This is a genomic window from Pseudomonas asgharzadehiana, from assembly GCF_019139815.1.
GTDB lineage: Bacteria > Pseudomonadota > Gammaproteobacteria > Pseudomonadales > Pseudomonadaceae > Aquipseudomonas > Aquipseudomonas asgharzadehiana.
In genome coordinates this window covers 293,225-306,890 of sequence record NZ_CP077079.1, presented here as the reverse complement: position 1 = coordinate 306,890, position 13,666 = coordinate 293,225, and the positions used below count along the sequence as shown (strand labels likewise).

At 59.0% G+C, this 13,666-nt stretch carries 13 protein-coding genes; 12 read left to right on the top strand and 1 reads right to left on the bottom strand.

Annotated features, from left to right (window positions below; translation table 11 throughout):
- Positions 1-9: 9 nt before the first annotated feature.
- Positions 10-1,191 carry an acyl-CoA dehydrogenase gene (locus KSS96_RS01430; RefSeq protein WP_003170842.1) on the bottom strand — a complete coding sequence of 394 codons (1,182 nt, stop codon included), beginning with the start codon at positions 1,189-1,191 and terminating at the stop codon, positions 10-12.
- Between the two features lie 157 nt (positions 1,192-1,348).
- Between KSS96_RS01430 and KSS96_RS01425 the strand changes: the two genes are divergently transcribed.
- The 12 genes from KSS96_RS01425 to KSS96_RS01370 all read left to right on the top strand — a co-directional run bounded on the left by KSS96_RS01425 (position 1,349) and on the right by KSS96_RS01370 (position 13,594).
- Positions 1,349-2,248: a LysR family transcriptional regulator gene (locus KSS96_RS01425; RefSeq protein WP_177412862.1), complete on the top strand. Its 900-nt coding sequence runs from the start codon at positions 1,349-1,351 to the stop codon at positions 2,246-2,248.
- Positions 2,249-2,700: 452 nt separating this feature from the next.
- The gene (locus KSS96_RS01420; protein ID WP_010207879.1) at positions 2,701-3,822 is read left to right on the top strand and encodes a Re/Si-specific NAD(P)(+) transhydrogenase subunit alpha; all 1,122 of its coding nucleotides are present in this window, start codon (positions 2,701-2,703) and stop codon (positions 3,820-3,822) included.
- Between the two features lie 15 nt (positions 3,823-3,837).
- Complete coding sequence (locus tag KSS96_RS01415; RefSeq protein ID WP_017530608.1) at positions 3,838-4,161, top strand: NAD(P) transhydrogenase subunit alpha part 2; 324 nt, start codon at positions 3,838-3,840, stop codon at positions 4,159-4,161.
- Positions 4,158-5,594, top strand: coding sequence for an NAD(P)(+) transhydrogenase (Re/Si-specific) subunit beta (locus tag KSS96_RS01410; RefSeq protein ID WP_017530607.1), 1,437 nt, complete (start codon positions 4,158-4,160; stop codon positions 5,592-5,594). Before KSS96_RS01415 ends, KSS96_RS01410 begins: the two co-directional genes overlap by 4 nt.
- A gap of 179 nt (positions 5,595-5,773) precedes the next feature.
- Positions 5,774-7,267, top strand: a complete 1,494-nt coding sequence (gene scpC, locus KSS96_RS01405) for a succinyl-CoA:acetate CoA-transferase ScpC (protein WP_017530606.1) — start codon at positions 5,774-5,776, stop codon at positions 7,265-7,267.
- Between the two features lie 318 nt (positions 7,268-7,585).
- Positions 7,586-7,801, top strand: a complete 216-nt coding sequence (locus KSS96_RS01400; protein WP_008081135.1) for a DUF1127 domain-containing protein — start codon at positions 7,586-7,588, stop codon at positions 7,799-7,801.
- A 285-nt stretch (positions 7,802-8,086) separates the two neighbouring features.
- Positions 8,087-8,407, top strand: coding sequence for a DUF2388 domain-containing protein (locus KSS96_RS01395; RefSeq protein WP_017530605.1), 321 nt, complete (start codon positions 8,087-8,089; stop codon positions 8,405-8,407).
- A 106-nt stretch (positions 8,408-8,513) separates the two neighbouring features.
- On the top strand, positions 8,514-8,822 hold the full coding sequence (locus tag KSS96_RS01390) for a DUF2388 domain-containing protein (RefSeq protein WP_065879174.1): 309 nt from the start codon (positions 8,514-8,516) through the stop codon (positions 8,820-8,822).
- Positions 8,823-8,861: 39 nt separating this feature from the next.
- Positions 8,862-9,182 (top strand): DUF2388 domain-containing protein, encoded by a 321-nt coding sequence (locus KSS96_RS01385; protein WP_065879175.1) that lies wholly within the window; start codon positions 8,862-8,864, stop codon positions 9,180-9,182.
- The gene (locus tag KSS96_RS01380; protein ID WP_017530602.1) at positions 9,179-11,140 is read left to right on the top strand and encodes a DUF7844 domain-containing protein; all 1,962 of its coding nucleotides are present in this window, start codon (positions 9,179-9,181) and stop codon (positions 11,138-11,140) included. The genes KSS96_RS01385 and KSS96_RS01380 overlap by 4 nt, the downstream gene beginning before the upstream one ends.
- 314 nt (positions 11,141-11,454) lie before the next feature.
- Positions 11,455-12,762, top strand: a complete 1,308-nt coding sequence (locus KSS96_RS01375; protein WP_017530601.1) for a CitMHS family transporter — start codon at positions 11,455-11,457, stop codon at positions 12,760-12,762.
- A gap of 64 nt (positions 12,763-12,826) precedes the next feature.
- Positions 12,827-13,594: a TerC family protein gene (locus KSS96_RS01370; RefSeq protein WP_017530600.1), complete on the top strand. Its 768-nt coding sequence runs from the start codon at positions 12,827-12,829 to the stop codon at positions 13,592-13,594.
- The last annotated feature ends 72 nt before the right edge of the window (positions 13,595-13,666 follow it).

Here is a 13,666-nt window from a genome sequence, read left to right as displayed (position 1 = left end):
GTTCTCCTATTAATAGAACGCCTGAAGACCGGTTTGCGCACGCCCCAGAATCAAGGCGTGCACGTCGTGGGTACCTTCATAGGTGTTAACCACCTCCAGATTCACCAGATGACGCGCCACCCCGAATTCGTCGGAAATGCCGTTGCCGCCCAACATGTCCCGTGCCATACGCGCGATATCCAGAGACTTGCCGCACGAGTTGCGCTTCATGATCGAAGTAATCTCTACCGCAGCCGTGCCTTCATCCTTCATGCGCCCCAGGCGCAGGCAGCCTTGCAGGGCCAGAGTGATCTCAGTCTGCATATCGGCCAGCTTCTTCTGGATCAACTGAGTCGCCGCCAAAGGCCGACCGAACTGGTGACGGTCCAAGGTGTATTGGCGAGCGGTGTGCCAGCAGAACTCGGCGGCGCCCAACGCCCCCCAGGAAATGCCATAGCGCGCCGAGTTCAGACAGGTGAAAGGCCCCTTCAAGCCTCGCACATCAGGGAAGATGTTCTCTTCCGGGACGAATACGTTATCCATCACGATCTCACCGGTGATGGAGGCCCGCAGCCCGACCTTGCCGTGAATCGCCGGCGCACTCAGCCCCTTCCAGCCTTTTTCCAGAACAAACCCGCGGATATCACCCGCGTCGTCCTTGCCCCACACCACGAACACATCCGCGATCGGACTGTTGGTGATCCACATCTTCGCGCCTGTCAGGCTGTATCCGCCCTCCACTTTGCGCGCACGCGTGATCATCGCGCCCGGATCAGAGCCATGGTTTGGCTCGGTCAGGCCGAAACAGCCAATCCACTCTCCAGAGGCCAATTTCGGCAAGTACTTCTGTTTTTGCGCCTCGGTGCCAAATTCATTGATAGGCACCATGACCAATGACGACTGCACGCTCATCATCGAACGGTAACCAGAGTCGACACGCTCAACCTCACGCGCAATCAGCCCGTAGCTGACGTAGTTCAAGCCACTGCCACCGTACTGTTCGGGAATCATCGCGCCCAACAACCCGGTTTCACCCATTTCTCGAAAGATTGCAGGGTCGGTCTTCTCATGACGGAAAGCTTCGAGCACACGCGGCGCTAGTTTGTCCTGGGCGAATTGCTCAGCACTGTCGCGCACCATGCGCTCTTCTTCGGTGAGCTGTTGATCCAGCAGCAGTGGATCGATCCAGTTGAAGCTTGCCTTGCCAGCCATGAATAAGTCCTCGCAAAGAAAATCAGAAGTCGTGGAAGGAGCCTAGGCCGGGCAAGCAAAGAGAGCAAACGAGGTTTCTGCATAGGCTTGTGCTAATTTCTCACTTCGAAACACTAAAAATGGCGTATTGACGCCTTATCAAGTGAGAACAAGGTACATGCGTAGGAAAATTCCCAGCACTACCGCCCTTGTCAGCTTTGAGGCGGCGGCCCGCCACGAGAGCTTTACCAAGGCGGCGCACGAGCTCTCCATCACACAAGGCGCGATCTGCCGACAGATCGCCAGCCTGGAGGAATTTTTAAGTGTCGAGCTGTTTCGGCGTTCGCGGCGCGGGGTAAAGCTGACGGAGGCGGGGCTGTCCTACAGCCGCAGAGTCGCAACGCAACTGGATGCCGTGGAGCGCGACACCCTGTCAGTGATGGGTCAGCAGGGCGCAAATACGATTGAGCTAGCGGTGGTACCCACGTTTGGTACGCAATGGTTAATTCCTCGTCTCAAGGATTTTCAACGCCAGCACCCAGAGGTAACGGTGAACCTCACCAACCGCACCCGCCCCTTCCTGTTTGCAGATACCGAGTTCGATGCCGCGATTTACTTCGGTGATGCCGACTGGCCCGGCACCGAGTCCCACCGACTGATGGGAGAAAATCCTGTTCCCGTTTGCAGCCCCCGGCTGCTGGGCAAGCGCAAGCGCTTCACCTCCTCAGAGATCGCGCAACTGCCACTGCTGCAACAGACCACCCGCCCCTATGCCTGGCGCCAATGGTTCAACGCCCAACAGCTGAATATCCCACGCGACATGACAGGCCCACGTTACGAGCTATTCTCGATGCTGTCCCAGGCCGCCATGCATGACATGGGCATTGCGCTGATCCCGCCCTTCCTCATCCAGCGAGAACTGGACGAGCACCGACTGGTATTCGCAAGTCCCGAGGCACTGACCAGTTCGAAAGCTTATTACCTGATGATTCCTGACAGAAAAGTGGAATCAGCTTCGCTGCATGCGTTCAGGGACTGGCTTATCGATCAATCGAAGCGGTACAGCCCCTGCAATTAAAGGGCAAAGCCTTAATGCTGACCTTGTAGTCAATAAAATCTTGGCGCTACAGATATACGTATATGTCGCATTTAAGCAGACTGTACTTGTCTATCTAAAATACGGCTTAAAGCCATGAATCGCGTGGCTTGTAGCGACGCTCAATGGCCAATGCGCGACCATTCACATCAACAATGTAAAAAGTCGCTCTAAACCTTTGCGCGCCTTTAAAGGCCTGTATTTGAAGAGATTATTCCAAGGCGTTGCGACAATCGGTCACAGGGTGACTTGTAGTTAATTTTTCGTCACCCGTCATAATCCCTTGAAGGCCGTAAAGTTCGCCTGCAAAATGCCGCGCCCCGCTGTCATTTCAGCGGGATCGTGCTGATCGGCCGCCCCAGTTGTGCCACTCGCGGCGCACTGGCCTTTTTACAAAAAGATCAAAAGCAAAAAGATCATGCAGGAGATTTGACGTGCACATTGGTGTTCCTCTCGAAACCCAGACCGGTGAAACGCGGGTGGCTGCCACCCCGGAAACCATCAAGAAGCTGATCGGCCAGGGCCATAAGGTCACTGTACAAAGCGGAGCAGGCATTAAGGCCAGCGTCGTCGACAGTGCCTATGAAACAGCAGGCGCAACCATTGGCAGCGCCAACGATGCATTTGGCGCCGAGCTGATTCTCAAAGTGGTTGCTCCCAGCGACAGCGAATTGGCGCTGATCAAAAGCGGCACCGTGTTGGTGGGCATGCTCAATCCGTTCAGCAACGAAACCATTGCCAAGCTGGCCGAGCGCGGCATTACCGCCTTCGCTCTTGAAGCAGCCCCACGCACCTCGCGTGCCCAGAGCCTCGACGTGCTGTCCTCGCAAGCCAACATCGCCGGCTATAAAGCCGTGTTGCTCGCCGCTCATCACTATCCGCGCTTCATGCCGATGCTGATGACCGCCGCAGGTACCGTCAAAGCCGCTCGGGTGCTGATTCTAGGTGCGGGCGTCGCAGGCTTGCAGGCCATTGCCACGGCCAAACGCCTCGGTGCAGTGATCGAAGCGTCTGACGTACGCCCGGCGGTAAAAGAGCAGATCGAATCCCTCGGCGCCAAGTTTGTCGACGTACCTTACGAAACCGACGAAGAGCGCGAATGCGCCGTCGGCGTCGGCGGTTATGCACGCCCGATGCCCACAAGCTGGATGCAACGCCAGGCCCTTGCCGTGCACGAGCGCGCCAAGCAAGCCGATATCGTCATTACCACCGCCCTGATCCCAGGCCGCAAGGCACCCACCTTGCTCAGCGCCGAGACAGTTGCGCAGATGAAACCCGGCTCGGTGGTCATTGACCTCGCGGCAGCCCAGGGCGGCAACTGCCCGCTGACCGTTGCCGACCAGGTGGTGGTGGAAAACGGCGTGATCATTTGTGGCCCGACCAACCTCGCCGGCGCTGTTGCCGCCGATGCGTCGGCCTTGTATGCGCGCAACCTGCTGGACTTCCTGAAGCTGGTCTTCACCAAGGAAGGGCAGTTTGAAATCAACCTCGAAGACGACATCGTCGCTGCGTGCCTGATGTGCCGCGACGGCCAAGTCATCCGCAAAAACGCCTAAGCAAGGATTCAGACGATGGAAGAGCTTATCTCCCCCGGTATCTACAACCTGATCATCTTTGTGCTGGCGATCTATGTCGGTTACCACGTGGTCTGGAACGTTACCCCCGCGCTGCACACGCCGCTGATGGCGGTAACCAACGCCATTTCGGCGATCGTAATCGTCGGCGCCATGCTCGCGGCCGCGCTTACAGTCACACCACTGGGCAAGACCATGGGCACCCTCGCCGTGGCACTGGCGGCGGTCAACGTGTTCGGCGGCTTCCTGGTCACGCGCCGCATGCTTGAGATGTTCAAGAAGAAAGCCCCGAAAGTAAAAGAAGAGGCGCCATCGGCATGAGCATGAATCTGGTAACGACGCTCTACCTGATCGCGTCGATCTGTTTCATTCAGGCCCTTAAAGGCCTGTCGCACCCGACCACCTCGCGACGCGGCAACCTGTTCGGCATGCTCGGCATGGCGCTGGCAGTGCTCACCACCGTGGGCCTCATCTATAAGCTGGGCGCCGAGCTTGCGACGGCCGGCATCGGCTATGTGATCGTCGGCCTGCTGGTCGGCGGCACCGCTGGTTCGATCATGGCCAAGCGCGTTGAGATGACCAAGATGCCGGAGCTGGTGGCGTTCATGCACAGCATGATCGGCCTGGCCGCGGTGTTCATTGCAATTGCCGCCGTGGTTGAGCCGCAATCGCTGGGCATCGTCAAGCACCTGGGCGATGCGATTCCGGCGGGCAACCGTCTGGAGCTGTTCCTCGGTGCCGCCATCGGCGCCATAACCTTCTCCGGCTCGGTGATCGCCTTCGGCAAGCTGTCGGGCAAGTACAAATTCCGCCTGTTCCAGGGCGCACCGGTACAGTTCGGCGGCCAGCACAAGCTGAACCTGGTATTGGGCCTCGCTACGCTGGGCCTGGGTTTGGCGTTCATGTTCACCGGCAACCTCACCGCCTTCGCGCTGATGCTGGCCCTGGCCTTCGTGCTGGGCGTACTCATCATCATCCCCATTGGCGGCGCCGATATGCCCGTGGTGGTGTCGATGCTTAACAGCTACTCCGGCTGGGCGGCGGCGGGTATCGGCTTCTCGCTGAACAACTCGATGCTAATCATCGCCGGTTCGCTCGTCGGCTCAAGCGGCGCGATCCTGTCGTACATCATGTGTAAGGCGATGAATCGTTCCTTCTTTAATGTACTGCTCGGCGGCTTCGGCAACGCGCCGGATACCAGTGCCGCTGCGGGTTCTAAAGAAGCGCGCCCGGTGAAGTCCGGCTCGGCCGACGACGCGACCTTTCTGCTGACCAACGCCGACACCGTGATCATCGTGCCAGGCTACGGCTTGGCGGTGGCGCGGGCGCAACACGCGCTGAAGGAATTGACCGAGAAACTGACCCACCACGGCGTCACCGTGAAATATGCGATCCACCCGGTGGCGGGCCGTATGCCTGGGCATATGAACGTGCTGCTCGCCGAGGCTGAAGTGCCTTACGACCAAGTGTTCGAGATGGAAGACATCAACTCTGAGTTCGGCCAGGCCGACGTGGTGCTGGTGCTGGGCGCGAACGACGTGGTCAACCCGGCCGCGAAGAACGATCCGAACTCACCGATCGCCGGTATGCCGATCCTGGAAGCGTTCAAAGCCAAGACCATCATCGTCAACAAGCGCTCAATGGCCAGTGGTTACGCCGGCTTGGATAACGAGTTGTTCTACCTGGACAAGACCATGATGGTTTTCGGCGACGCCAAGAAGGTCATTGAAGACATGGTTAAAGCCGTCGACTAACACTGCTTCAGCGCAATACTCCAAACCCCGGCCTCACGTAGGCTGGGGTTTTTTATTGCTGCATGAAACCCGACCAAAGGCTCTAAATCGCTGCCTTGCATTCGACCATGGTAGCGGGCCGAATTTTTTTGAAATCACTACACTGCCCACCTTGCTTCCGTAGCCTGAGATAACCATTCATGTACCGTGATCGTATCCGCTTGCCTTCGCTGTTGAACAAGGTCATGAGCGCGGCAGACGCCGCCGCACTGATCGAGGACGGCATGACCGTCGGCATGAGCGGCTTCACCCGTGCCGGTGAAGCCAAGGCCGTTCCCCATGCCCTCGCCGAGCGCGCCAAGACCTCGCCACTGAAAATCACCTTGATGACCGGCGCCAGCCTGGGCAATGACCTGGATAAGCAACTGACCGAAGCCGGCGTGCTGTCCCGACGCATGCCGTTCCAGGTCGACAGCACATTGCGCAAGGCTATCAACGCCGGCGAGGTGATGTTTATCGACCAGCATTTGTCGGAAACCGTCGAACAACTGCGCAACAACCAGCTCAAGCTACCGGATATTGCCGTGATCGAAGCCGTGGCGATCACCGAGCAAGGGCATATCGTGCCAACCACCTCCGTCGGTAACTCGGCCAGCTTCGCGATCTTTGCCAAACAGGTGATCGTCGAGATCAACCTGGCGCACAACCCGAACCTGGAAGGGCTGCACGACATTTATATCCCGACCTATCGCCCAACCCGTACGCCGATCCCGCTGGTAAAGGTCGACGACCGCATCGGCAGCACCGCAATCCCAATCCCGCCGGAAAAGATCGTCGCCATCGTCATCACCAACCAGGCGGACTCCGCCTCGACCGTGACGCCCCCCGACAGTGACACCCAAGGAATCGCCAATCACCTGATCAACTTCCTCAAGCAGGAAGTCGACGCCGGGCGCATGACCAACAAGCTCGGGCCGCTGCAGGCCGGTATCGGCAACATTGCCAACGCGGTGATGTGCGGCTTGATCGACTCCCCCTTCCAAGACCTGACCATGTACTCGGAAGTACTGCAGGACTCCACGTTCGACCTGATCGACGCCGGCAAGCTGAGCTTCGCCTCGGGCAGTTCGATCACACTGTCGGAGCGGCGCAATGCCGACGTGTTCGGCAACCTGGAGCATTACAAGGACAAACTGGTACTGCGCCCGCAGGAGATCTCCAACCACCCTGAAGTGGTGCGTCGCTTGGGCATTATCGGCATCAATACCGCGTTGGAGTTCGACATCTACGGCAACGTCAATTCCACCCATGTCTGCGGCACGCGGATGATGAACGGCATTGGCGGCTCCGGTGACTTCGCGCGTAACGCGCACTTGGCGATTTTCGTCACCAAGTCGATTGCCAAGAGCGGCGCGATTTCCAGCGTGGTGCCGATGGTCAGTCATGTGGACCACACCGAACACGATGTAGACATCCTCGTCACCGAAGTAGGCCTGGCAGACTTGCGCGGCCTGGCGCCAAGGGAAAGGGCTCGGGTAATCATCGACAACTGCGTGCATCCCGCATACCGCGATGCGCTGAACAATTACTTCGAGGGCGCCTGCGCATTAGGCGGGCATACGCCGCACATCCTGCGCGAAGCGCTGAGTTGGCACATTAACCTGGAAGAAACCGGGCATATGCTCAAGGCTTGATTGATACAGAGCCGAGCTGATGCAAATACATTTTCATCAGCTCGGCTGCAACAGCCCCAACTCCTGAAAAAACTGTACTGCTGTACCGGTCATTTCCTACCGAATTATCCTACTCGCCTCGTTAAAAATGCCTATTTCGCACTATTTCAGTGCGGACAGGTACAGTTGCCCCATTTTCGTACAGTACAGCCCCTATAAACAGTTAACTGGCCCCTCACAATACAGGTGAACTGTATCTAGAGAGTCTTGCGCCGGAAGAGGATCATTGGCATCAGTTAAACCACTACCTAATCCCGCCACAAGCGGAAGGATGTCATCATGGAACGTACACTCAGTTCCGAACTGTTCTTCGAAGATAAAGCTGTAAACACCCAGGCTTCCCTGCCTCTGCGCGTTCTTGCCAACCTGATGCTGTGGCAGCGCCGCATCTCCAGCCGCCATCAGTTGGCTCGCCTGGATTCGCGTCTGCTGGCTGACGCCGGTATCAGCGAAGCTCAACGCTACGAAGAGCTGAGCAAGCCGTTCTGGCGCTAATTGGCGCCCGCTGGCCCTGACCCACCGGGTCCACTGCCAGCACTGATTTGTCAAAACAAAGCCCGCCCCGGGTAACCGGAGGCGGGCTTTGTTGTTCTCGGCGCGTGCAATTTCGAGCCAATAAATCAGCGCAACAGGTACAGTTATATGCCTATTAAATACCATAGGTACAGTTATTAAGGCTGCATAACAACCTATCCGAACCGATAAACCACAGCCTAATATCCAACCAGCACGTGGCGAGCCTTTGCGCCACCTTCACTGCTCATCTATAGGAGTCACCCCATGCCCGTTCTTCGCCTGCTCAGCGCTGCTGCCTTGTTGGCCCTGGCTTTCAATGCCAACGCGACCAGCTTCATCGTGACCACCGATTCCATCGTCGGCGCACTGAAGGCTACGTCCGACGCCACTTCCGATGCGACTTCCTCCCTGCGTGACAACAAAGTCGTGCGCGCCGCGCGTGACGACGCGGCCAGCTTTGTCGCCAGTGAAGGCGCCATTCGTGGCGTGAAGCTGGAAAGCGCCCTTGCGCAAATCCGTCAACAAGCGCCACAACTGAACACCGCGACCGACGCACAATTGGCCCAGGCCATTCTGGCCATCTGAGCCCCAGCGCGTAAAAGGGAGCGCCAACGGCTCCCGAATGCCTTGGCGCTGGCTCTCGCCCGGGCATTGCGCTAGCCTTGGCGCTCGTTTTCAGTTGTCGAGTCCCATGGCTTTTTCATACCGACTGTTCATTGTTCCTGTGTTGTTTTCTGCCTGCTGGTCACCTTGGGTTTCGGCCTTTGACGTGACCCTCCAGAGCACCGTCGCGAGCGCGTATGCCACCAGCAAGGTGACCTCCGCGCCCTTCGACAAAAAAGTAATCGTTGCCGCAAGGGATGACGCTGCCGCATTCATTGCTACCGACGGCCAATGGCGAGGAGCACGGCTGGAGTCGGCGCTGGATTACCTGCGCCGAACCCAACCAAAACTTCATGTCAGCGACCTTGAACTGGCGCAGGCAATTCTCGTCCAATAACCATCTCTGTATTTCCCTCTTTGTAACTGGAGTAATTCCATGCGTAGCCCGCTGATCGCCGCCGCCCTCGGCCTGCTGTTGTTGGCCGACGTTGCCCAGGCACAGACCCTGGTGGCCACCAGTAACATCATTGTTCGCGCGTCTGGCCGCACCATTGATTTCACCTCGGACACCACCACGTCCATCCGCGATTCCAAAGTCGTGCGTGAAGCTCACGATGATGCGGCCAGCTTCGTCGCCAGCAATGGTGAAATCCGTGGCGCTCAGTTGGAAGCCGCCTTTGACACCTTGCGCACCCGCCTGCCGGAAGCCCGTGACGCCAGTGACCAGACCCTCGCCGAAGCTATTCTCGCTCTGTGAGGCGCCTTGTCGCCTGGCTCCTGGCCGGGATTGTGCTGCTGTGTGCCGGCGCAGCCCAGGCCAGCCTGCAACTGCGGCTCAAGACAGAAGGCTTGAGCCCGGCCCAACAACAGGCCAGCCAGGCATTGCTCGATGAAGCGATGCGCTCATTGCCGCCGCGCTTTGTCGAGCAGTTGGACCGCCGTATCGATGTCGGCTGGACCGACAAAATGCCCGAAAACGCCTACGGCCAGGCTTCGCTGGTGTCCGAACTGGACCTGAACCGCAACCTGCTCGACAGCTTGACCGATGGCAGCGCCGCCACCCAGAAGACCAATCGCCCCCACGGCACCGTGCGCCGGGAAATGCTCGCCACCGTGCTGCATGAACTGACCCACATCTATGACCGTGCGCGCCTGTGGTCTCCCGACGAACGCAGACTGATCCAGCGTTGCGCTCGACAAAACAACATCACCGGCCTGATTGGCCTGCCCGATCAATGCCGTGGCCAGAACGACCGCCGCTTTACCCTCAGCGATGACCCGCGCCTGCTGGACCTCGCGGGCTGGCCACAATATGTCGGCCGTCGCGGCGAGCGCGAGCAGCACAACCGCCAGGTCGTGCGCAGCCCGGATATCTACGAAACCACCAGCCCGCTGGAGTTCGTCGCGGTCAACATGGAGTACTTCCTCCTCGACGCGAGCTACGCCTGTCGGCGTCCGGCGCTGTTCCGCTATTACCAGCAGCACTTCGGCTGGGCCCCGCCGACGCAGGACGCCTGCGCCAAGGCCTACCCATTCCTCAATGCCGGCAACGATTTCGCCAAGACACCGCTGGGCCACGTGGACCCGGAGCGGGTCTACGAGATCGACTACCTGCTGGCCGAAGCCAACCAGAATCTGGTCAGCCGCTGGGGCCACAGCATGTTGCGCCTGGTGATCTGCGCCCCAGGCCGCCCGCGCGGGCCGGATTGCCGGCTCGACCTGGACCAGCATTTGGTATTGTCCTACCGCGCATTTGTCGGTGACGTACAACTGTCGAGTTGGGACGGCCTGGTGGGCAAGTACCCGTCACGCCTGTTCGTGTTGCCGTTGGCCCAGGTGATCGACGAATACACCAAGACTGAACTGCGCGGCCTGGCCTCCGTACCGCTGAAACTGTCGCGCCAGGAAATCACCGACACCGTCGAGCACGCCGCCGAAATGCACTGGAGCTACGACGGTAATTACTACTTCCTGTCCAACAACTGCGCGGTCGAAAGCCTGAAACTGTTACGCAGCGGCAGCGCCAATCCGCAACTGACCGGCTTGGACAACATCACCCCCAACGGCCTGCTCGAAGTCCTGCAAGCCCGTGGCCTGGCCGATACCAGCGTGCTGAATGACAAACGTGAAGCGCTGCGCCTGGGTTATCACTTCGACTCCTTCCGCGAGCGCTACCAGGCGATGTTCGAAGTACTGCGCAAGCATTTGCCGATCGAACAGGCCCAGGTTGAAGACTGGTTAGCCTTGAGCGCGGCGCAACGCCGCCAATGGTTCGACCAGGCAGACCTGCGCACCAGCGCCGCGTTGCTGCTGCTGGAACAAGCCAGCTTTCGTAAACAGTTGATGCTGGCCCAGGACGAAGTCAAACAACGCTACCTCGGCGCCCGCGAGCTGAAAAACGGCGGCATGGAGAAGGCCAATGCCACCCTGCAACAGATCCTCGCCAACAGCGGCTTTCTCAGCCGCCCAGCGGAATTGCTGGGCAGCGGCGGCTATGGCCTGCCGCAGCCATCGGAAGCCAAGCGCCTGGAATCGGAAAGCGCCGAACGCCAGAAGCAGCTGCAATCGCTGACCGGCGAGCTGGATAAAGAGGTGAGGGCGCTGCTGGACCCTTCCCGCGCCGCCGAGATTGCCGCGTGCGAGGCCAACCTCAGGCAGCTCGGTGAACACCTGCGGTCGCTGCACAAAGCGGCCGGCGGCCTCGAACTGCCCTGAAATACCCGAGATAGATACACTCCAAATGTGGGAGGGTGCTTGCCCCCACATTTGACCGATGTATTCCTGTAGACCGTGCATCCGCCTCCCCTCACCTGTTTGGCCAGCGAAAGCTGGCTGAAAGCTTTCGCGTCTAGGATCACCCCCACTGTCGGCAACAAGACCGGCTGTTAACAACAACAATGGTGATTCCCGATGTCCGCCCGTAACCGCCTGCTCGCCCCGACTCCACCCGTACGTCTAGAGCCTTTCGTTCTGCGCTGAACCTGAACCGGTTCGCCATTCCCTAGCCGCACTACGCCTGGAGTACTCCTATGCTGACTTTCCTTGGCTTCGCCATGGTCATCACGTTCATGTTCCTGATCATGACCAAGCGCCTGTCCGCGCTGATCGCCCTGATCATCGTGCCGATCCTGTTCGCGCTGTTCGGTGGTTTCGCGCCGAAGATCGGCCCGATGATGCTCGAAGGCATCACCAAGCTCGCGCCAACCGGCGTGATGCTGATGTTCGCCATCCTCTACTTTGCCCTGATGATCGACTCCGGCCTGTTCGACCCGGCCGTGCGCAAGATCCTCAAGATGGTCAAGGGCGACCCGCTGAAGGTATCGGTCGGTACCGCCGTACTGGCCCTGGTGGTGTCCCTCGACGGTGACGGCGCCACCACCTACATGATCTGCGTAGCCGCCATGTTGCCGCTGTATCAGCGCATCGGCATGAGCCCGCGAATCATGGCCGGCCTGATCATTCTCGCCGGTGGCGTGATGAACATGACCCCCTGGGGCGGCCCGACCGCCCGTGCCGCCAGTGCGCTGCATGTGGACCCTTCGGATATTTTCGTACCGATGATCCCGGCCATGGCCGCGGGCGTCGTGGCAATCCTGGTGATCGCCTATATGTACGGCAAACGTGAACGGGCGCGTCTGGGTGAGTTGCACCTGCAGGGCGACGAGATCGATCACAGCGAAATCAGCGTGTCGCAATTCCCTGACGCGCGCCGTCCGAAGCTGATCTGGTTCAACGGCGCCCTGACCCTCGCCCTGATGTGCACCCTGATCGCCGGCCTGTTGCCGCTGCCGGTGCTGTTCATGGTGGCGTTCAGTATCGCGATGATCGTCAACTACCCATGCCTGCAACAGCAGAAAGACCGCGTCGCCGCCCATGCCGGCAGCGTTTTGGCGGTGGTGGGGCTGATCTTCGCCGCCGGTATCTTCACCGGCATTTTGTCGGGCACCGGCATGGTCGATGCCATGTCCAAGAGCCTGCTGGCGGTCATCCCTGAAGCCCTGGGCCCGTACCTCGCGGTGATCACAGCGCTGGTGAGCATGCCGTTCACCTTCTTCATGTCCAACGACGCGTTCTACTACGGTGTGTTGCCGGTGCTCGCCGAGGCCGCCAGCCACTACGGTATCACCGCTGTAGAAATGGCCCGCGCCTCCATCGTTGGCCAGCCTGTGCACTTGCTCAGCCCGCTGGTACCGTCGACCTACCTGCTGGTGGCCCTGGCCGGTATCGAATTTGGCGATCACCAGCGCTTCACCTTGAAGTGGGCAGTACTGGTATGCCTGTGCATAATGTTCGCCGCATTGCTGATGGGGATTTTTCCGCTGTTCAGCACTCTATAATCGTACAACCCAACTGCGCCGGCCCTACGCCGGTGCGGTCTAACACACGCTCAAAGGAATACACATGGAATGGCTGACCAATCCGGAAATCTGGATTGCCTTCTTCACCCTGACGGCTCTCGAGATCGTCCTGGGCATCGATAACATCATCATGATTTCGATCCTGGTCAGCCGCATGCCCAAGCATATGCAGGCGCGCACCCGGATCTTCGGCCTGGCACTGGCCATGGTCACGCGCATTCTGTTGCTGCTGTCGATCACCTGGGTCATGCGACTGACCGCCGACCTGTTTGTGGTGTTTGGCCAAGGCATTTCCGGGCGCGACCTGATCCTGTTCTTCGGTGGTCTGTTCCTGCTGTGGAAGAGCTCACAAGAGATGTACCACGCGCTGGAAGGTGAAGATGAAACCCACGACGAGCCTAAAGGCGCCGGTGGCAAGTTCATCTACACCATCATCCAGATCGCGATCATTGACATCGTGTTCTCCCTGGACTCGGTGATTACTGCCGTGGGTATGGTTTCCCACGTACCGGTCATGGTTGCCGCGATCGTCGTCGCCGTACTGGTGATGATGCTGGCCGCCGGCACCATCAGCGAATTCATCGATAAACACCCGTCGTTGAAGATGCTGGCGCTGTCGTTCCTGCTGGTGGTGGGTACCGTGCTGATCGCTGAATCGTTCGATGTGCACGTGCCAAAAGGCTACGTCTACTTCGCCATGGCGTTCTCGCTGGCGGTCGAAGCGGTGAACATCAAAATGCGTACCGCCATCGCGAAAAAGAAGAAGCAGCAGGATCCAGTGAAACTGCGCAAGGACATTCCGGGTCAATAAATTTGACCCGCTGTTGAAAAAGGGGCTTAAAAGCCCCTTTTTTTCTGCGCATTCGGGACACGAAGCATCCCT